The sequence below is a fragment of the Streptomyces sp. NBC_01803 genome, from assembly GCF_035917415.1.
Taxonomy (GTDB): Bacteria; Actinomycetota; Actinomycetes; order Streptomycetales; family Streptomycetaceae; genus Streptomyces.
This window is the reverse complement of the sequence record NZ_CP109073.1, coordinates 4,027,668-4,045,776: the sequence shown is the minus strand read 5'-3', so window position 1 is coordinate 4,045,776 and position 18,109 is coordinate 4,027,668. Positions and strand designations below refer to the sequence as shown.

General features: G+C 72.0%; 19 protein-coding genes. 4 read left to right on the top strand and 15 right to left on the bottom strand.

The window, feature by feature from the left end; genetic code table 11:
- Positions 1-32: 32 nt before the first annotated feature.
- On the bottom strand, positions 33-392 hold the full coding sequence (locus OIE51_RS18480; protein WP_326598835.1) for a DivIVA domain-containing protein: 360 nt from the start codon (positions 390-392) through the stop codon (positions 33-35).
- 129 nt (positions 393-521) lie between these two features.
- Here OIE51_RS18480 and folP point away from each other — a divergent pair, with 129 nt between their 5' ends.
- The gene (gene folP, locus OIE51_RS18475; RefSeq protein WP_326598834.1) at positions 522-1,382 is read left to right on the top strand and encodes a dihydropteroate synthase; all 861 of its coding nucleotides are present in this window, start codon (positions 522-524) and stop codon (positions 1,380-1,382) included.
- Between the two features lie 27 nt (positions 1,383-1,409).
- Here folP and OIE51_RS18470 read toward each other — a convergent pair whose 3' ends face one another.
- On the bottom strand, positions 1,410-2,153 hold the full coding sequence (locus OIE51_RS18470) for a TIGR00730 family Rossman fold protein (protein WP_326598833.1): 744 nt from the start codon (positions 2,151-2,153) through the stop codon (positions 1,410-1,412).
- 64 nt (positions 2,154-2,217) lie between these two features.
- On the bottom strand, positions 2,218-3,309 hold the full coding sequence (gene dapE / locus OIE51_RS18465) for a succinyl-diaminopimelate desuccinylase (RefSeq protein WP_326600685.1): 1,092 nt from the start codon (positions 3,307-3,309) through the stop codon (positions 2,218-2,220).
- Positions 3,310-3,393: 84 nt separating this feature from the next.
- Between dapE and OIE51_RS18460 the strand changes: the two genes are divergently transcribed.
- Both OIE51_RS18460 and OIE51_RS18455 read left to right on the top strand, forming a co-directional pair.
- Positions 3,394-4,341: a hypothetical protein gene (locus tag OIE51_RS18460; RefSeq protein WP_326598832.1), complete on the top strand. Its 948-nt coding sequence runs from the start codon at positions 3,394-3,396 to the stop codon at positions 4,339-4,341.
- Between the two features lie 282 nt (positions 4,342-4,623).
- A complete protein-coding gene (locus OIE51_RS18455) occupies positions 4,624-5,037 on the top strand; it encodes an ATP-binding protein (protein ID WP_326598831.1) in 414 nt (137 codons plus the stop codon).
- A gap of 69 nt (positions 5,038-5,106) precedes the next feature.
- Here the strand turns inward: OIE51_RS18455 and dapC are convergent, their stop codons facing one another.
- Together dapC and fdxA are read right to left on the bottom strand one after the other, a co-directional pair.
- Positions 5,107-6,204 carry a succinyldiaminopimelate transaminase gene (gene dapC, locus OIE51_RS18450; protein ID WP_326598830.1) on the bottom strand — a complete coding sequence of 366 codons (1,098 nt, stop codon included), beginning with the start codon at positions 6,202-6,204 and terminating at the stop codon, positions 5,107-5,109.
- A 91-nt stretch (positions 6,205-6,295) separates the two neighbouring features.
- Positions 6,296-6,622, bottom strand: a complete 327-nt coding sequence (fdxA, locus tag OIE51_RS18445; protein ID WP_326598829.1) for a ferredoxin — start codon at positions 6,620-6,622, stop codon at positions 6,296-6,298.
- A gap of 126 nt (positions 6,623-6,748) precedes the next feature.
- Between fdxA and OIE51_RS18440 the strand changes: the two genes are divergently transcribed.
- Entirely contained in the window at positions 6,749-7,747 is a 999-nt protein-coding gene (locus OIE51_RS18440; RefSeq protein ID WP_326600684.1) for a GNAT family N-acetyltransferase, read from the top strand.
- On the opposite strand, the gene OIE51_RS18435 is transcribed toward OIE51_RS18440, so the two are convergent.
- The 10 genes from OIE51_RS18435 to OIE51_RS18390 form a co-directional block, all read right to left on the bottom strand.
- On the bottom strand, positions 7,734-7,940 hold the full coding sequence (locus OIE51_RS18435) for a hypothetical protein (RefSeq protein ID WP_326598828.1): 207 nt from the start codon (positions 7,938-7,940) through the stop codon (positions 7,734-7,736). The two genes, OIE51_RS18440 and OIE51_RS18435, sit on opposite strands and share 14 nt — an antisense overlap.
- A gap of 296 nt (positions 7,941-8,236) precedes the next feature.
- Complete coding sequence (locus OIE51_RS18430; RefSeq protein WP_326598827.1) at positions 8,237-10,045, bottom strand: hypothetical protein; 1,809 nt, start codon at positions 10,043-10,045, stop codon at positions 8,237-8,239.
- A gap of 130 nt (positions 10,046-10,175) precedes the next feature.
- Entirely contained in the window at positions 10,176-10,535 is a 360-nt protein-coding gene (locus OIE51_RS18425; RefSeq protein ID WP_326600683.1) for a DUF6113 family protein, read from the bottom strand.
- A 56-nt stretch (positions 10,536-10,591) separates the two neighbouring features.
- Positions 10,592-11,449 carry an N-acetyl-1-D-myo-inositol-2-amino-2-deoxy-alpha-D-glucopyranoside deacetylase gene (mshB, locus tag OIE51_RS18420; RefSeq protein ID WP_326598826.1) on the bottom strand — a complete coding sequence of 286 codons (858 nt, stop codon included), beginning with the start codon at positions 11,447-11,449 and terminating at the stop codon, positions 10,592-10,594.
- 37 nt (positions 11,450-11,486) lie between these two features.
- Positions 11,487-11,675, bottom strand: a complete 189-nt coding sequence (locus OIE51_RS18415; protein ID WP_326598825.1) for a hypothetical protein — start codon at positions 11,673-11,675, stop codon at positions 11,487-11,489.
- Between the two features lie 182 nt (positions 11,676-11,857).
- A complete protein-coding gene (locus OIE51_RS18410; protein ID WP_326600682.1) occupies positions 11,858-12,922 on the bottom strand; it encodes an ABC transporter ATP-binding protein in 1,065 nt (354 codons plus the stop codon).
- A 41-nt stretch (positions 12,923-12,963) separates the two neighbouring features.
- Entirely contained in the window at positions 12,964-14,028 is a 1,065-nt protein-coding gene (locus OIE51_RS18405; RefSeq protein ID WP_326598824.1) for an ABC transporter ATP-binding protein, read from the bottom strand.
- Between the two features lie 11 nt (positions 14,029-14,039).
- A complete protein-coding gene (locus OIE51_RS18400) occupies positions 14,040-15,026 on the bottom strand; it encodes an ABC transporter permease (protein WP_326600681.1) in 987 nt (328 codons plus the stop codon).
- Positions 15,027-15,121: 95 nt separating this feature from the next.
- Positions 15,122-16,924: an ABC transporter substrate-binding protein gene (locus tag OIE51_RS18395; RefSeq protein WP_326598823.1), complete on the bottom strand. Its 1,803-nt coding sequence runs from the start codon at positions 16,922-16,924 to the stop codon at positions 15,122-15,124.
- 60 nt (positions 16,925-16,984) lie between these two features.
- Entirely contained in the window at positions 16,985-17,959 is a 975-nt protein-coding gene (locus OIE51_RS18390) for an ABC transporter permease (RefSeq protein WP_326598822.1), read from the bottom strand.
- Between the last annotated feature and the right edge of the window lie 150 nt (positions 17,960-18,109).

Sequence of the window (18,109 nt, the reverse complement as noted above, 5' to 3'; positions counted from 1 at the left end):
CCGGCGAGCGAGCCGCCGGGGCCGCGCGGCGGTCACTCCTGCTCGGACGGCGGCGCCTCCTTCTGCGCGGGCGCCATCGCCTGGGCGCCCGCCAGCGCCGTCTCCAGCTCGGTGATCCGCGCGTCCCGCTCGGCCAGCTCGGCGGCGAGCCGGTCCAGCACGTCGTCCACCTCCGCCATCCGGTAGCCGCGCGGGGCCACCGGCAGCCGCACCTTCACCACGTCCGCCGGGCCGACCGGCCGGTCCACGGGCAGCGGATCGGCCAGCCGGTCCGGCTCGGCGTCCGCGAGCCCGCCGGTCGCCGACCCGCCGGAGCCGTCACCGCTGCCGAGCACCGCCAACGTGACCGCCGCGATCACGACGACCATCGCGGCCATCAGAAACCAGAACACCCGTGCCTCCCCTGGGCATCGTTCTCCTGCTGTGCCGATCGTCGCATGCCGCGGTGACAGCGGCGCGCGAACGGGCGGGTAGGTTCAGCGGGAACGCCGACGCCACGCGGGAACGGAGAGCTGAGCGGGATGCTGCGCCTTGGCACACGAGAGTTCGCGGCGGACGAGCCGGTGATCATGGCCATCGTGAACCGCACTCCCGACTCCTTCTACGACCGGGGCGCCACGTTCGACGACGGCCCGGCCCTGGCCCGGGTGGAGCGGGCGGTGGCCGAGGGCGCCGCGATCATCGATATCGGCGGCGTCAAGGCGGGCCCGGGCGCCGAGGTGGACGTGGCGGAGGAGATCCGGCGCACGGCCGGCTTCGTCGCCGAGGTGCGCCGCCGCCACCCGTCCGTGGTGATCAGCGTGGACACCTGGCGGCACGAGGTGGCCGAGGCCGTCTGCGCCGAGGGCGCGGATCTGCTCAACGACGCCTGGGGCGGGGTCGATCCGCTGCTGGCCGAGGTGGCGGCCCGGCACCGCGTCGGCCTGGTCTGCACCCACGCGGGCGGGGCCCGGCCCCGCACCAGGCCGCACCGGGTGACGTACGAGGACGTGATGGCGGACATCCTGCGGGTCACCGTGGGCCTGGCCGAGCGGGCGGTGGCGCTCGGGGTGCGCCGCGACGCCGTGCTGATCGACCCGGGCCACGACTTCGGGAAGAACACCCGGCACTCGCTGGAGGCGACGCGGCGGCTCGGCGAGATGACCGCGACCGGCTGGCCGGTGCTGGTGTCGCTGTCGAACAAGGACTTCGTCGGCGAGACGCTGGATCTGCCGGTCAAGGAGCGCCTGATCGGCACGCTGGCGACCACCGCCGTCTCCGCCTGGCTCGGCGCCCGGGTCTACCGGGTGCACGAGGTGGCCGAGACGCGGCAGGTGCTGGAGATGGTCGCCTCGATCGCGGGCCGGCGCCCGCCGGCCACGACCCGCCGCGGTCTGGCCTGACCCCGGCGGCGGGCCGCCGGCAACCCGCTACGGCTTGGTGACCAGCTCGATCGCCTCGTCCACGTCGTCGGTGACACGGAACAGGCCGTCGTCGTGCGCCGACGCCTTGCCCTGGGCGATCACCGTGTCGCGCAGCCAGGCCGCCAGCCCACCCCAGTACTCCGTGCCGACCAGCACGATCGGGAACCGGGTGACCTTGCGCGTCTGCACCAGCGTCAACGCCTCGAACAGCTCGTCCAGCGTGCCGAGGCCGCCGGGCAGCACCAGGAATCCCTGCGCGTACTTCACGAACATGGTCTTGCGCACGAAGAAATACCGGAAGTTCACGCCGATGTCGACGAACTCGTTCAGCCCCTGCTCGAAGGGCAGCTCGATGCCGAGGCCGACCGAGACGCCGCCCGCCTCGCTCGCGCCCCGGTTCGCCGCCTCCATCGCGCCGGGGCCGCCGCCCGTGATCACCGCGAAGCCCGCCTCGGTCAGGCCCCGCCCGATGCGGATGCCCAACTCGTACTCGGGCGAGCCGGGCGCGGTGCGCGCCGAGCCGAAGACGCTTACGGCCGGGCCCAGTTCGGCCAGCGCGCCGAAGCCCTCGACGAACTCCGACTGGATCCGCAGCACCCGCCACGGATCGGCGTGCACCCATTCCGACGGTCCCCTGGTGTCGAGCAGCCGCTGATCGGCCTGGCCCGGCGTCATCTGGCCGCGCCGACGCAGCACCGGGCCCAGGCGCTGTTCGCGTCGCTCACCGGACTCGGGGGTCCCGTCGCTCATCTGCCGTGCTCCTCTTCTCGTGCGTCTACGGACCCGATGACCGGGCCTGTCAAGCAGCGTACGGTCACCCGGCCGGGGGAGCGCTCAGCCAGGCGCGCAGCCGCTCCTCGCAGCGCAGGACGGTCCCGGTCGCCACCCGCTCGTCCCGCTTGTGGGCGAGATTCGGGTCGCCCGGGCCGTAGTTGACCGCGGGGACGCCCAGGGCGCTGAAGCGGGAGACGTCGGTCCAGCCGTACTTGGGGCGCGGCTCGCCGCCGACCGCCTCGATGAACGCGCGGGCGGCCGGGTGCGACAGCCCGGGCAGGGCACCCGGCGAGTGGTCGTCCACGGTGAACTCGGCCACGCCGCAGTCCGCGAAGACCTCCCGGACGTGAGCCACGGCCTCGTCCTCGCCGCGGTCGGGCGCGTAGCGGTAGTTGACGGTGACGACGCACTCGTCGGGGATGACGTTCCCCGCCACGCCGGCCTCGACACGCACGGCGTTGAGCCCCTCGCGGTACTCCAGCCCGTCGATGACCGGGCGGCGCGCCTCGTAGGCGGCCAGCCGGGCGAGCACGGGGGCCGCCGCGTGGATGGCGTTGGAGCCGGTCCAGCCGCGCGCGGAGTGCGCCCGCTGGCCGGCCATGCGCAGCAGCACGCGCAGCGTGCCCTGGCAGCCGCCCTCCACCTGGCCGTCGGAGGGTTCGAGGAGGACGGCGAAGTCCCCGGCCAGCCAGTCGGGATGGGCGGCGGCGAGGTGGCCGAGCCCGTTGCGCGCGGCCTCGACCTCCTCGTTGTCGTAGAAGACGAAGGTCAGATCGCGGTTGGGGCGGGGAACGGTAGCGGCGACGCGGAGCTGGACGGCCACCCCGGACTTCATGTCGCTGGTCCCGCAGCCCCACAGCACGCCGTCCGCGTCGAGGCGGGAGGGCACGTTGTCCGCGATCGGCACGGTGTCGATGTGCCCGGCGAGGATCACCCGTTCGTCGCGGCCGAGGTCGGTGCGGGCCACCACGTTGTTGCCGTGCCGGTCGACGCGCAGCCACGGGAGGTCGCGCAGCGCGGTCTCGACGGCGTCGGCGAGCGGCTTCTCCGAGCCGCTGACGGAGGGGATGTCGACGAGCCGCGCGGTCAGCGCGGCGGCGTCGAGGCCGAGGTCGAGGTCGAGGTCGAGCACACCGGTTCCGGTCGCGGGGGATCGCATGGGCTCACCGTACCCGGGCAGGGCCCACGGACCGGGGGGACCCGTTACCCTCGTCGCGTGCCCGAACGGACATCCGCCCAACGAAGCCACCGCGCGGTCCGCGGCGCGTTCACCGTGCTGCTGCTCGCCGGGATCGGCGCGGGCGGGTACGCGGTCGTGCAGCTCCGGGAGGACTCGCCGGAGCCGCCGCACTGCTCGGTGGCACGAGCGGACGGCGAGCGGGCCTTCACGCTGGACACCCAGCAGACCGCCAACGCGGCGACCATCGAGGCGGTGGCCTCCTCCCGGGGGCTGCCCGAGCGCGCGGTGACCATCGCCATCGCCACCGCGATGCAAGAGTCCGACCTGCGCAACCTGCGCTATGGGGACCGGGATTCGCTCGGCCTCTTCCAGCAGCGGCCCTCGATGGGCTGGGGCACGGAGGATGAGGTCACCGACCCGGTGTACGCGGCCGGCGCGTTCTACGACCGGCTGGTCGAGGTGCCGGACTACGAGACGATGCCGCTCACCGAGGCCGCGCAAGAGGTGCAGCGCAGCGCCTATCCGGACGAGTACGCCAAGCACGAGGACAAGGCGTCGCTGCTGGCCGGCGCGCTGACCGGGCGCGCGGCCGAGGCGCTGAGCTGTGTGTGGGACCCCGACGACCCGGAGGACCCGGACGGGGTGTCGGGCGATCCGGCCGAGGTGCGCGAGCGGATGGTGCGGGAGTTCGGCGAGGGGGTCCGCCCGGTCGGCGACGGCTCCGGGCTGACCGTGCCGGTGGCCACGGACGGGGCGCCCGGGCGCGGGTGGGAGCTGGCGCACTGGGCGGTGGCGCACTCTGCCGGACTGGGAATCGAACAGATCGTCTACGGAAACCGCATCTGGGAGGCGGACCGCTCGTCGGACGGCTGGCGGGAGTTTTCCGAGGACGCCGGGAACGGGGACGACGGCGAGAACTCCGGAGAGACCGCCGCGGCTTCCACCGCCGAGGTCCGGCTCTCCGTCCTGGCACCGGAACGCTAATCCACCCCGCACAGATGTGCGGCGATTCTTACCGCCCGCAGGAGACACCCCTCTGAATTCCCCCGGGATTTCCGACGATTTCCCCGACGCCTCGGCGGAGCCCCCGGAAAATACCGTGGATATGACGTTACGTCAAACCAAAAGACGGCGGCGATTTCTCGTTCCGGGCGCCCCGGATAATGCGACGCATTACCAATCCTTTACCATATCCGGCCGCAACCTCACCATGCCCGCGACCGATAGGCACAGCGTCCGAACGCACCACTCCGGCAAAGGACCATCATGTCCGACTCCCTGAAGCGCCATCTGGCCAAGGCCGCGCTGCTGCTCGCGGCGGGCGCGGCCCCCGTCGTCGCCACGGCCGGCCACGCGGGCGCGGCGGAGCAGCCGCAGTCCACGGGCCTGAGCGGGCTCACCTCGTTGGACAACGAAGGACTCGGCGAGACGCTGGACAGCGCGACGACGACCACCACCAACCTCGCCGAGGAGGTCGGCGGCGACGACGCCGTCAAGACCGCCATGCCGATCGTCGCGCCCCTGGCCCACCAGGCCGTCTCGGAGACCGGTCGGACCACCAGCTCGCTGGCCGAGGACCTCACCCACATCCTCGCCGAGCGGGGCGCCGACCCCGAGAACCTCGACGCGCTCGTGCCCAACCTCGCGGACCAGAAGCTCAACGAGTTCAGCCTGCTCTGAAGGCGGGAAGCCGCGCCGCACGCGGCACCGTACGGCCCCGGGCACCGGACACACCGGCCCGGGGCCGACTCACGCCAGGCGGCGCACCGCCTCGGCCACCCGCTCGTCGGTCGCGGTGAACGCCACCCGCACGAACCGGTCCCCGACCGGACCGTAGAAGTCCCCCGGCGCGACGAGGATGCCCAGCTCGCTCAGCGCGGCCACCGTCTCCCAGCACGGCTCGTCCCGCGTCGCCCACAGATACAGCGACGCCTCGCTGTGCTCGATCCGGAACCCGCGCCCCACCAGCGCGTCCCGCAGCGCCGCGCGCCGCGCCGCGTACCGCGCGCGCTGCTCCCGCACATGCCCGTCGTCCCCGAGCGCCGCGATCATGGCGGCCTGCACCGGCGTGGGCAGCATCATCCCCGCGTGCTTGCGGACGCCCAGCAGCTCGCCCAGGACCGCCGCGTCACCGGCCAGGAACGCCGCCCGGTACCCGGCGAGGTTGGACCGCTTCGAGAGCGAGTGCACGGCCACGACGCCCTCCGTGCTCCCGCCGCACACCTCAGGACGCAGCACCGAGACGGGCTCGGCCGTCCAGCCCAGCTCCAGATAGCACTCGTCGCTGACGACCAGCACCCCGTGCGTCCGCGCCCAGGCCACGACGGCGCGCAACTCCTCCAGCGGAATGACCCGACCGCTGGGGTTCGCCGGGGAGTTCAGCCACAGCAGCCGCAGCCCGGCCGGGTCCAGCTCCAGCGGCGCCCCCCGGTAGGGCACCGGCTCGGCGCCCGCCAGCCGCGCGCCGACCTCGTACGTCGGATAGGCCGGCTCGGGGAAGGCCACGCGGTCGCCCGCGCCGAGGCCGAGCTGCGCGGGCAGCGAGGCCACCAGCTCCTTGGAGCCGATCACCGGCAGCACGTTGCCGTGCCCGAGGCCGCGAGCGCCGGTCCGGCGCTCGCACCAGCCGATGATCGCGTCCCGCAGCGGCGGGGTGCCCCACACCGTCGGATAGCCGGGGCTGTCGGACGCGGCGGCCAGGGCCTTCTGGATCAGCTCGGGCACCGGGTCGACCGGGGTGCCGACGGACAGGTCGACGATTCCGTCGGGGTGCGCGGCGGCGGTGGTCTTGTAGGGCTCCAGCCGGTCCCAGGGAAAGACCGGCAGGCGGGCGGAGACAGACGGCACGCGGATGCTCCCTCACCTCAACGATGCGGTCCCGTACGGCGGGACGCCGCACGGGACCGGTGACTGATGTCAAAGGCGGTGACGCCGAGCGTCACTCGTCGTGCTCCTGCGGGGGCAGCGCGGCGATCAGCGGGTGGTCACGCTCGATCAGGCCGAGCTTGCTCGCGCCGCCGGGCGAGCCCAGCTCGTCGAAGAACTCGACATTCGCCTTGTAATAGTCCTTCCACTCCTCCGGGGTGTCGTCCTCGTAGAAGATGGCCTCGACGGGGCAGACGGGCTCGCACGCGCCGCAGTCCACGCACTCGTCGGGGTGGATGTACAAGGAGCGCTGTCCCTCATAGATGCAGTCGACAGGGCACTCCTCGATGCATGCCTTGTCCTTCAGGTCGACACAAGGCTCCGCGATGACGTAGGTCACGCTTCAGTCCTCCTCGTTGGGGGCGGCGATCCGCCATGGTGCGCGCGGGAGCGCGGCGTCGTCGATGCTCAGCCTTAGTATCGCCGGTTGAGCATGGTAGACGTACACGAGGGGGCGCGGAAGACGGTGGAAATCTCCGGGAGCGCGCGCCTATCCGTCCGCATCACGGCCGCTGACGTGGGCAAACGGGTCTCGGTCCGGACACTGACCGGTACGGGTGGCCAATCGGCGCGTTTTACCGACACCATCGGCGTTCTCACATCCTGGACGGGTGGTGTGGTGAGCATCACACGCCGCGACGGGCGCGTCGTCCGGCTCGCGGAGTCGTCGCTGGTGGCCGGCAAGGTCGTACCCCCCACCCCGGCCCGCCGACGCGGCATGCCGGCGGCGGGCATCGCCGAGCTGACCGCGGTCGCGGCGCGGAGCTGGGCCGCGCCCGAGAGCGAGCGGATCGGCGACTGGCTGGCCAGGGCGGGCGGCGGCTGGACGCGGCGGGCCAACTCGGCGCTGCCGCTGGACGAGGGCGCACCGGACCTCGACCGCCTCACCGCCTGGTACCGGGAACGCGGCCTGCCCGCCGCCCTCCAGCTCATGACCGGCGCCGAGCTGCTCGCCGCCGAGCTCGACGGGCGGGGCTGGACCGCGTCCGGCCACACGGTCGTCCAAGTGGCGCCGCTCGCGCCGCTGGCCGATCGCCTACCCGATCAACGGGTGACCGTCGGCCGCGCGTTGACCCCGGAGTGGCTGAACGGCTGGCCCCGGGCCGCGGCGGCCCCCGAGATGGCGCGCCGGATCCTGACCGCCGGTCCCTCGGTGTGGTTCGCCACGGCCACCGGCCCCGACGGCCGCCCGGCGGCGGTCGGCCGCTGCGTGGTGGACGGCCGCTGGGCCGGCTACGCGGCGCTGCGGGTGGACCCGGCCCACCGCCGCACGGGCCTCGCCACGGCGGTGATGGCCGAACTGGCCCGCACGGCGCTGGCGGACGGCGCCAGCGCCGCCTGTCTCCAGGTGGAAACGGACAAAACGGCTGCCCGCACCCTCTACACCCACCTGGGCTTCGCGGACCACCACCACTACCACTACCGGACCGAGCCCCGCTCGGGCCCGGCGGTCACGGACGCTTGATGCGCGAGAGGGCCACGTATCCCTCAATGCCCTGGTGGCCCTGGTAGTCGATCTCGGTCCTGAAGCATCCGCTGGTGTAGCCGCACGCCGTGTACGTGCCGCCCTCGATGGCCGCGCCGCGGGTCGCCCCCGCCCCCTCGGGGAACGGTCCGAGGGCATCGGACGGGGTCGTCGCCCGCTCCCGGATCCTCACGCTCTCGACTGCGACGCAGTTGACGGCCTGAGCCGTGGCCTCACCGGGCGCCTGGGCCCCGGTCGGAGGAGCGGCGAACGCCGGGCTCGCCGCGGTGAGACCGCCCAGCGCCGCGCCCACCCCAGTTCGCGCATGACAACTTCCTGGCAGACGCAGGCCCGGGCGTGTCCCGGTCCTGCGTCTGCCACGCCAGGAGCCGTGCGGAGGCCGTTCAACGCCCCTCCGCATGTCTGGCCCGATCGCGTCGCCGTGGCCGTGGCCGTGGCCGTCGATCGAGACGGAATCGGCCTCCGCGATCAGCTCGTTCCCAGCACCGCGCCCTCGACCTCCGCGATCCGCCTGTCCTCGCCCTGGTCGGTGGTCGCCGGCTCGCGCAGCGCGGGGATCAGGGCGGCGGCGGCGTGCTCCGGGGTCATCCGCACCAGGCCGGTGCCCGCGTCGATCATCACGCTGTCGAACGTGCGACCGTACGTCACGGCGAGCACGTCCATGTCGATGAACGGCTGGAGGGTGCCCTGTTCGCTCGGCCGCATGGTCAGGAAGTCGTCCAGCGTCTCCGGGCTGATCGGCAGTTCGATGCCCGCCGCCGAGAGCCAGACCCAGCCGGACATCGCCGGCTCGCCGAACTCGGCCAGCGCCTGCCGGACCTGGTCCTCACCCACCCGGGGCTCCTGGGCGGCGGTCGGCAGCTCGATCGCCGGGTTCCGGCCGGTGGCGGCCCGTTCCCGGAACGCCGCCTCCACCACGTCCGCCGCGGCTTCCACGTCGACGGCGGTGCCCGGCTCGCCCATCCTGCCGATCGCCGTGCCGTTCTCGAAGACGACCGTCCCCTCGACCGGGCCGCCGGAGCCCGAGGGACCGGCGAGGTCCTCCAGCGCCACCGTCAGCTTCTCGCGGTCCACCGCGAAGACCGCCTCCTCGGTGCGCGCCGCGCCGAAGAGGGAGCCGATCACGGAGACCGGGCTGTAGTCCTGGCCGGAGGAGTCGCGGACCGTGGCCTCGGTGTCCATCGCCAGGCCGGCCACGCTGGGCTTCAGCTCCACCTCCCGGTCGCCGATCAGCAGCGTCAGGGGGGCGTTGTTGGCCGTCTCCAGCTCCGCGTTGAGGCGGTTGAGCGCGTCCTGGGAGTCGAGGCCGCCGATGTCGATGCCCAGCACCGTGGTGCCCTTGGGCACGTCCTCCGGGCTGAGGAACAGCCCCGCGCCGTAGGCGATCACGGAGACCCCGACGACGGCGGTCACCAGTGGGCGCAGCAGCCTGCCGCGGCTCTTGCGCTTGGCCGCCGGGGGCGCCGGCTTCGGCGCGGGGGCGGGCTCGGGCTCCGGCTCGGCCGCCGCCGGGGGGCGCGGGCCGGGCGGCGGGACCGTCACCCGCGGCATCGGGCCGGAGGAGAAGGGGTCGGAGAGCGCGGCCATGGGTCCGGTGGCCGTGACGTCGGGCGGCGGCGCGGGCGGGAAGGGGCCGCCCAGGTCCATGGTGGTGGTGACCGGGTCCTCGTCCTCCAGCACCGGGCGCACCGGGGGCGCGGGCGGTCCCGCCAGCGGCATCTCGCCGGTGCCCGGGCCGCTGGTCGGGCCGACCGGCCGCGGCGGCAGGCCGCCCACGTGGGGCGTGCCCACGTGGGGCGTGCCGCCCGGCGGGGTGTCGGGGTGCTGGCGGAACCAGGAGGCGGGGATGCCGTCGGCCGGGGTCTCGGCCACGGCCGGGTGGCCGCCCGCCGGGGTTTCCAGGTCTCCGGCCCTCGGCTCCGGTGGCTTCTTCGGCTCGAACCAGGAGCTGGTCTTCTTGCCCGCGCCGCCGCCCGCCGGATGCGCGGCCGGGGTCGGCGCCGACCCGGCGGCCGGTGCCGCCGCCGAACGAGACGGCGGCGGCGGGACGTCGCGCGCGGCCGGGGTCTCGACCGTCTCCCGCACCACGATCGGCGGGATCGGCCGGGACCCGGGAATGTTGATCCGGGCGCGTGTCGTCAGCGTCGTCTCGGTCTTCTTCTCCTCCGGGCGTGGGGCTCCGGTGGCTCCGGTGCGGGCGTCACCATCCGCTGCGCCGAGCTGGGGTTCTCCCCACCCCAACGGACCGGGGGGCGGATTGTCTGTTTCACGACTCAAGGCAGGGTCTCCCGGTTGGGCTTCACCGGCCGGCCTGGGACTCGGGTCAGGACCGGACAGCTGGCCCCACGATACTGGGGACCGCGCGGTCGCACGTCGTCCCCACAGGATTGCCACATCGGAACGGGCGTCAGGAGCGCGGACGCGGCTCGGGAACGGCGAACAGCGGCCGTTCGCTGGGCGCCAGCGTGGAACAGACCACCGCGATCGCCATGCCGCCCAGCAGGAACAGATAGCTTCCGGCGTCCGCCGCGAAGACGAAGTCGCCCTGCGGCCGGGTGATCGTCAGGAACAGCACGGCCACCGCCCAGCCGCCCGCCGGAGCGGCGGCGCCCAGCCGGGAGCGCGTCACCAGCGCGCCACCCCAGAAGAGCCCTCCCGCGCCGCCGAGCGCCAGCAGCAGGCCCAGCGGGAACCAGCCGCCCTGCACCAGGGAGCCGGCCACTCCGACCGGCACGCCGAGCACCCCGAGCCCGCCGTACGCCGCCATCCTCACGCTGCCTCCCCATCTCTCCCCGGGCTCGGCCCGGGCCGCGCGGGCGTCGCTCACCGCGCCAGCCCCGCGAAGATATCGCGCGCGCCCGGCGGGACCGGCTCGCCCGCGGCCAGCCGGTAGTACTCCGTCTCCCACAGAGGCTGGGCGAGGCCGTTGGACAGCGCGAACACCGCGCCGTCCACGTCGATCTGGGTGGCGTGCGCCGCCATCGCGGCGGCCTTCGCGGCCACCTGCCCGTCGGTGCCCACGACCGCGAGCGCCACCTCCCCGTCCGCGACCACGCCCGGCACGTCCCCGGCGTCCGCGACACCGCCGAACCGGCCGGGGCCCGCGGCCCGCAGCTCCGCGAGGCGGGCGTGGACGACCGAGCGGGGCGCGCAGTTCCACAGGAGGCGGGCGATCCGGTGGCGGGGGGCGGCGAGTTCGGCACCGCGCATGGCGACCCGGTGCGCCTGGATGTGGTCCGGGTGGCCGTAACCACCGTTCGGGTCGTAGGTGATGAGGACCCGGGGCCGGACCTCCGCGATCACCTCGGCCAGCGCCGCGCCCGCCTCGTCGACGTCCGCGCGCCAGAACGCGGACGGCCGGTCGTTCTGCGGCACGCCCCTCATCCCGGAGTCGCTCCAGCGACCCGCGCCACCGAGGAAACGGTGGTCGGTGACGCCGAGCGCGCGCATGGCGGCGGCCAGCTCGCCCGCGCGGAACGGGCCGAGGGCGTTGTCCCGGTCGGCGGCCAGGTGCGCCAGCGAGGCCGGGATGACCTCCCCCTCCTCGCCGAGCGTGCAGGTCACCAGCGTGACCGGAACGCCCGCGGCGACGCAGGCGGCCATGGTCACGCCGGTGGTGATCGACTCGTCATCGGGATGCGCGTGCACCAGCAGCACACCCGCCGCCTGGCCGGAGGTCATGCGGCGAGCTTACGTCGCCCGCCGCACCCGCTCCCGGTCAGAAACTCAGCGAGTTGATCATGTCCGCGATCCCGTTCGAGAAGTCGTCGATCGTGGGCGCCATGTTCGAATCGGCGAGATAGAAGCCCAGCAGCACGCACACGATCGCGTGGAGCACCTTCAGCCCGGCTTTCCTGACCAGCAGCACGGTAATGACCAGCAGCAGCAGAGACGCGGAGACGGACACGCGAGATCACCTCCATGAAGTCGTGCCCGTGTCAGGGCAGGCCGAAGAGACCCTTCCCAACTCGGGAGAGTCATACCCACGTTGCGTCAGGGATCATAACGAGGAGCAGGGTGGGCACCGCTCGGTGCACGGGAGCAGAACAGGGGCGCACACGCCGCGAGTTCGCCGAATCGGTGGGCGGATCAGCGGGCAAGAGTGGTCCCCTCCTCGGGAAAATGGCAGGCCGTGAGGTGTCCCTCGGCGTTTCCGCCGATCCGCACCAGCGGCGGCTCCTGTGTGGCGCATTTCTCTTCCGCCTTCCAGCAGCGCGTGCGGAACCGGCAGCCAGACGGCGGGTCGGTGGGCGAGGGCACGTCCCCCTGGAGCCTGATCCGCTCCCGCCGCCGGGGCGCCGCCGGGGCGCCCTCCGCCGCGGCCTGGGCGGCCTCCGCCTCCGCGACCGCCTCCGCGACCTCGGGGACGGCGGAGAGCAGCGCGTGCGTGTACGGGTGCCGGGGTCGCTCGTAGATCGCCGTCCGGTCGCCGACCTCGACGATCTTGCCCAGGTACATGACGGCGATCCGGTGTGAGAAATGCCGCACGATGGCGAGGTCGTGGGCGATGAAGAGGAACGCGATGCCCATCTCCCGCTGGACCCGCTGGAGCAGGTTGATCACCTGGGCCTGGATGGAGACGTCCAGCGCGGACACCGGCTCGTCCGCGATGATCAGCTTGGGCTCCAGGGCCAGCGCCCTGGCCACCCCGATCCGCTGGCGCTGCCCGCCGGAGAACTCGTGCGGGAAGCGGTTGTAGTGCTCCGGGTTGAGGCCGACGGTCTCCAGCAGCTCCCTCACCCGCTTCTCCCGGCCGCCGGGCGGGGCGATGCCGTTGATCTCCATCGGGCCGCCGATGATCGCGCCCACGGTCTGACGCGGGTTGAGCGACGAGTACGGGTCCTGGAAGATCATCTGGATCTCGGAGCGGACGGGCGCCAGTTCGCGCCGCGTCGCGTGGCTGATGTCCCGGTCCCGGTAGGTGATGGTGCCCGCGCTCGGCTCCAGCAGCCGGGCCAGCAGTCGCCCGGTGGTGGACTTGCCGCAGCCCGACTCCCCCACCAGGCCGAAGCTCTCGCCGACGTGCACGGTGAAGTCGAGCCCGTCCACGGCCTTCACGGCGCCGACGGTCCGCTTGATCGGGAAGCCGCCCCTGACCGGGAAGTGCTTGGTCAGCCCCTCGACGGCCATCAGGGGCGTCCGGCCCTTGCTCATGTCGATACTGGTCACGTTGGCTCAACCGTTCTCGGCCCGCCCTAGCGCAGTCGGGGCTGGATCCGCTCGATGAAGAAGGTCCGCTTCTGCTCAGGACCGAGGTGGCAGGCCGCACCGCGCGTCTCGGGCAACGCCGGGCGGTCGGCGGCGCAGGAGAGCTCGCCGGCCACCTCGCCGGGGAACGCGCAGCGGGGTTCGAACGGGCAGCCCGGCGGGGGCCTGAGCAGGCTGGGCGGAGTGCCGGCGATGGGCACCAGATCCTGGTCGACGTCTCCGTGCAGCCGGGGCATGGAGCTCAGCAGCCCCCAGGTGTAGGGGTGTTCGGGGCGCCGCAGCACCTCGTGCACGGTGCCGCGCTCGACGGCGCGGCCCGCGTACATCACCACGACGTCGTCGGAGATGTGGGAGACCACGCCGAGGTCGTGGGTGATCAGGATGATCGCGGAGCCGAACTCCTGCTGGAGGTCCTTGAGCAGGTCGAGGATCTGGGCCTGCACGGTGACGTCGAGCGCGGTGGTCGGCTCGTCCGCGATCAGCAGGTCCGGGTCGCAGACCAGCGCCATGGCGATCATCGCCCGCTGCCGCATGCCGCCGGAGAACTGGTGCGGGTAGTCGTCCACCCGCAGGCGGGGGTTGGGGATGCCGACCTTGCCCAGCATCTCGATGGCGCGGTCCCGCGCCTCGCGCCGGGAGGCGCCCAGATGCTTGCGGAACGACTCCCCGATCTGCCGGCCGATGGTGTGGTAGGGCGAGAGGGCGGTGAGCGGGTCCTGGAAGATCATCGCCACCTTGTTGCCGCGCAGCCGCTCCAACTGCCGCTCGGTGGCGGTGATCAGCTCCTGGTCGTCCAGGTGGATCCCGCCGGAGACGGTGGTGTTCTTCGGGCTGTGCAGGCCGAGGATGGCCTGCGTGGCCACCGACTTGCCGGAGCCCGACTCCCCGACGATGCCGAGGGTGCGGCCCCGCCGGACATCGAACGACAGTCCGTCGACGGCCTTCACGACGCCGTCCTCGGTGGAGAAGTGGACCCGCAGGTCCCGCACGGACAGGAACGGCGCGCCGTCCTCGGTCGTCCCGCCGCCCGGGGCTGGGCTGATGGTGGTCACGTGGGTCGCTCCTAGGCCAGCCTGACGCGCGGGTCGATCAGCGCGTAGCAGGCGTCGACGAGGATGTTGAACAGGACGATCATCAACGCGGCGAAGAGCATCACGCCCATGAGCATGGGCAGGTTGGACTGCGTCACGGAGTCGACCGCGAGCCTGCCGAGGCCGGGCAGGGTGAAGGTGACCTCGGTGATCATGGCGCCGCCGAACAGCGAGCCGAGGTCGATGCCGAAGATGGTGATGATCGGGATCAACGAGCCGCGCCAGGCGTAGCGGAAGAAGACCGTGGACTTGGCCAGGCCCTTGGCCCGGGCGGTGCGGACATGGTCCTCCTGGAGCTGCTCGATGAGCTCCGCGCGGGCCATGCGCGTGTAGTTGGCGGTGAAGATCGTCGACAGCACCAGCCAGGGCAGCAGCAGCCCCGAGAACCAGCCTCCCGGGTCCTCGGTGAACGGCACGTACTCCGGCTGCGAGAAGAGGTGGAAGTCGCCGTCGTTGTAGACGAAGACCGCCAGGGCGAGCGGGCCGATGAAGTAGATCTGGAGGGAGCTGAGCACCAGCGAGGTGGAGCTCATCGACTTGTCCAGCAGGGTGCCGCGACGCCAGGCGGCGAGCATGCCGAAGGCCAGGCCGAGGGTGAGGAAGACCACGGCGCCGCCGAGGGTCAGCGAGATCGTGGTCGGCAGCCGGTCCAGGATGGTGTCCAGGACGGGCGTGTTGTTGGTGAAGGAGTACCCCAGGCAGGGGGCCGGGCAGTCGCCGGCGGGGAAGTCACGGCCGGTGAAGATGCCGGTCATGTAGTCCCAGTACTGGACAGGGACGGGGTCGTCGATGCCCAGGTTCCGTTCCACGATGGCTAGTTGATCGGGCGTGCAGCTCTTCCCGCAGGCGAGCAGGGCGGGGTTGCGCGGGATCGCGTAGAAGAGGAAGAACGTGACGGCGCTGATGATCAGCAGAATGGCGAGGGCGCCCAGTGATCGCCGCAGCAGGAATCGGAGCATCGCGTTGCAGCCTTCGGGTGAGTCGGCCGGAGTCGGGGCGCGGGTGCCCGCCGTGTGGGCGGGCACCCGCTGGGCTGTCTTTCCGGGCGTCCGCGCTAGTCCTGGATGACGAACAGCCGGTTCATGTCCACGGTGCCGAGGTCGTCGTTGAAGACCGCGCCACCGACGAGGGAGCCGTGCAGGATGTTCTGCTTGTAGTAGTAGAGCGGGACGGCCGGGAGGTAGTCCTCCAGGATCGTCTTGTTCAGCTCGAACCACGCGGTGGCCGCCTCGGCCGGGTCCGTGATGCTCCGGATGCGGTCGATCTCCGCGTTCACCTCTTCGCTGGCGAGGTGGCTGTAGTTGCTGGCCCCGTCCTGGATCTGGCGGCCGTCGAACAGCGGCGGGATCACCGTGGAGCTGGAGAGCCAGTCGTGGCCCCAGTTGCTGCGGTAGATGTCGTAGCCGTTGTCGACGACGCCGATCGTGTCGTAGTAGGTCTCCTGCGGGACCTCGGTCTCGCTGACGTCGAAGCCCGCCTGTTCCAGGGCGTCGGCGATGGCCACGGCGGCGCGGGAGTCCTCGGTCGCGGTGTGGTGGACGTAGTTCAGCTGGTAGCCGACCGCGTCCGCCTCCTCCAGGAGCGCGCGGGCCGCCTCGGGGTCGCCCTGCGGCGTGGCCAGCTTTCCGTACGGGTCGTAGCCGTCCTCGTAGCCGGGCAGCAGCGGGCTGATGTAGCCGCCGGCGTACTCGCCGCCGAACGTGCCGCCGTAGGCGTTCAGCACACCGTTGAGCGGCACCGCGAGGGCGATGGCCTCGCGGACGCGCTTGTCGGTCACCCGCTCGGTGTTGATCGCGAGGGTGGCGACGTAGGGCTGGTAGCCCTGGACCAGGCGCTCCTGGTACGCGGCGTTGGAGGAGACCTCGGGCGCGTTGGCCGGGTCGACGCCGTTGTTGAAGCTGATGGCGTACCGGTCGTCACCGTTGTCGGCCATCAGGCGCTGGGTCGAGTCGTCCGTGGTGTGGCCGAACGTCAGCTCGTACCGGTCCGGGTAGGCGGTGCGGGCCGCGTCGGTCTCCGGCTCCCAGTACTCGTTCCTGGTCAGCGTCATGGAACGGCCGGGCCGGTGCTCCGCGATCTGGTACGGGCCGGTGGTCAGCGGCTCCTGGTCGTACTGCTCCTGGGTGTCGCCCTCCTCGGAGACGATCGCGTAGCCGATCATCGACAGGGCGTACGGCAGGTCGGTCTGCGGCTCCTCGAAGTGGAAGACGACGGTGTCCTCGTCCGGCGTCTCCAGGATGGTGTCGGGCAGGTGGTCGCCCTCGTACGGGCCGCCGGGCAGCAGCTCGCGGTACTCGGCGCCGCCGGTGTTCGCCAGCCACTGCTGGATGAACGTCGGTCCCTGGGTGATGAATTCGGCGAACTGCCGCTCGAAGGTGTGCCGGACGTCGGCGGAGGTGACCTCCGAGCCGTCGTTGAAGTAGATGTCGTCCTTGAGCGTGTACGTCCAGGTGCGACCGCCGTCGGACACCTCGCCCGAGTCGGTGGCCAGGTCGCCGACGACCGTGTAGTCGCCGTCGTTGTCCAGCCGGACGGTGGTGAGGCCGCGGTGGAAAAGCTTGGCGACGCTGGACTCGTCGGAGACGTAGATCTGCGCCGGGTCGAGGTGGTTGGGGCCGGTCTCCTGGAGCACGCGGATCGTTCCGCCCGGCTCCGCGCCGGGCACGTCCTCGGCCGGCCCGGTGGACGCCTCGACGTCGCCGAAGGCTATGGACTCCAGCGTCTCGGGCCCCGGGACCTCCTCGCCGTCACCGTCGTCCCCTCCCCCGCCGCCGCTGCAGGCGCTGAGGATCAACGCCCCCGCCAGCGCGAGGGTCACGCCTGTGGCGCGCCCTCCGCGCAGTGATCTCTGGCTCATGGTTCCTGGCACCTGCCATTCGTTGTCGGAAGTCGGAGCGTTGTCGGGGTCGGAGCGTCGTCAGCGGTGCGACTTCGGGTCGAAGGCGTCGCGGACCGAGTCCCCGAGGAGGTTGAAGGCGACGACGAAGATCACCATCGAGACCCCGGGGAAGAACATGTAGGTGATGTCGGCTTCGTAGACCTCCGCGCCGATGGCGAACATCCGGCCCCAGTCGGGCGTCGGCTCGACCAGGCCGACGCCGAGGAAGGACAGCGCCGCCGCGGTGGTCACGAAGTTGGGCAGCATGTAGGTGGCCTGGACGAGGATCGGCGAGACCACGTTCGGCAGCAGCTCCTTGCGGATGATCCGCCAGGGCGACGCCCCACTCACCTTGGCCGCCTCGACGAACTCCCGCTCCCGCAGGGCGAGGGTGGCGCCGCGCAGGATCCGGCCCAGCGTCATCCAGCCGAGGACCCAGAGCACCGCGATGATGGAGACCACCCGCACCCAGGTGGGGGTCTCCTCGCGGGGATCGACGAACAGCGTGGCGACGATGGGCAGGAACGCGACGAAGAAGAGCTGCTGGGGGAAAGCCATCAGCAGGTCGATGAAACGGCTGATGAAGAAGTCCCAGCGCCCGCCCAGATATCCGGCCGCGATGCCCAGCACGATGGCGGTCAGCGTGGCCAGCACGGTGACCGCCAGAGCGATCAGCAGGGATGTGCGGATTCCGTAGAGAAGCTGCGTGAATACATCCCGGCCGAGGAACGGTTCGAGACCGAACCAGAATTCGCCGTCCATCCCGCCATTCGGTTTGACGGGATAGCCGAAGCCGTTCAGCAGCCCGCTCTCGATCTGGCCGTAGCGTGTGTACGGGTCCTTGCCGTAGAGCTTCGAGATGAGCGGCGCGCACAGACCGGCCAGAAAGAAGAACAGCACGACAAAAGCGGATATGACGCCGACGCGGTCGCGGCGGAAGCGTCGCCAGATGAGCTGCCCCGGCGAGCGGCCGACCAGTTCGGCTTCGACGGCCCGGGTTTCGCTGGGCACCATGTCTCCCCCAACTCCCCTGCGACTGTGTGGACATGCCGTGTGATGCGAGTAGATCGCGACTGTGGCAAAACGCAGAGATTCCCGTCAAGGGATAGCGGTGGTATAAACCTATGACGGTCAATTGGTGAGCCAAGGTTGTGCGGATTGACA

Bases quoted from the DNA above. Each gene is read 5' to 3' on its own strand.
- folP (WP_326598834.1), top strand. From the start codon at position 522: ATGCTGCGCCTTGGCACACGAGAGTTCGCGGCGGACGAGCCGGTGATC.
- OIE51_RS18470 (WP_326598833.1), bottom strand. From the start codon at position 2,153: ATGAGCGACGGGACCCCCGAGTCCGGTGAGCGACGCGAACAGCGCCTG.
- OIE51_RS18455 (WP_326598831.1), top strand. From the start codon at position 4,624: ATGTCCGACTCCCTGAAGCGCCATCTGGCCAAGGCCGCGCTGCTGCTC.
- OIE51_RS18425 (WP_326600683.1), bottom strand. From the start codon at position 10,535: ATGGCGGCGTACGGCGGGCTCGGGGTGCTCGGCGTGCCGGTCGGAGTG.
- mshB (WP_326598826.1), bottom strand. From the start codon at position 11,449: ATGACCTCCGGCCAGGCGGCGGGTGTGCTGCTGGTGCACGCGCATCCC.
- OIE51_RS18410 (WP_326600682.1), bottom strand. From the start codon at position 12,922: ATGAGCAAGGGCCGGACGCCCCTGATGGCCGTCGAGGGGCTGACCAAG.
- OIE51_RS18400 (WP_326600681.1), bottom strand. From the start codon at position 15,026: ATGCTCCGATTCCTGCTGCGGCGATCACTGGGCGCCCTCGCCATTCTG.
- OIE51_RS18395 (WP_326598823.1), bottom strand. From the start codon at position 16,924: ATGAGCCAGAGATCACTGCGCGGAGGGCGCGCCACAGGCGTGACCCTC.
- OIE51_RS18390 (WP_326598822.1), bottom strand. From the start codon at position 17,959: ATGGTGCCCAGCGAAACCCGGGCCGTCGAAGCCGAACTGGTCGGCCGC.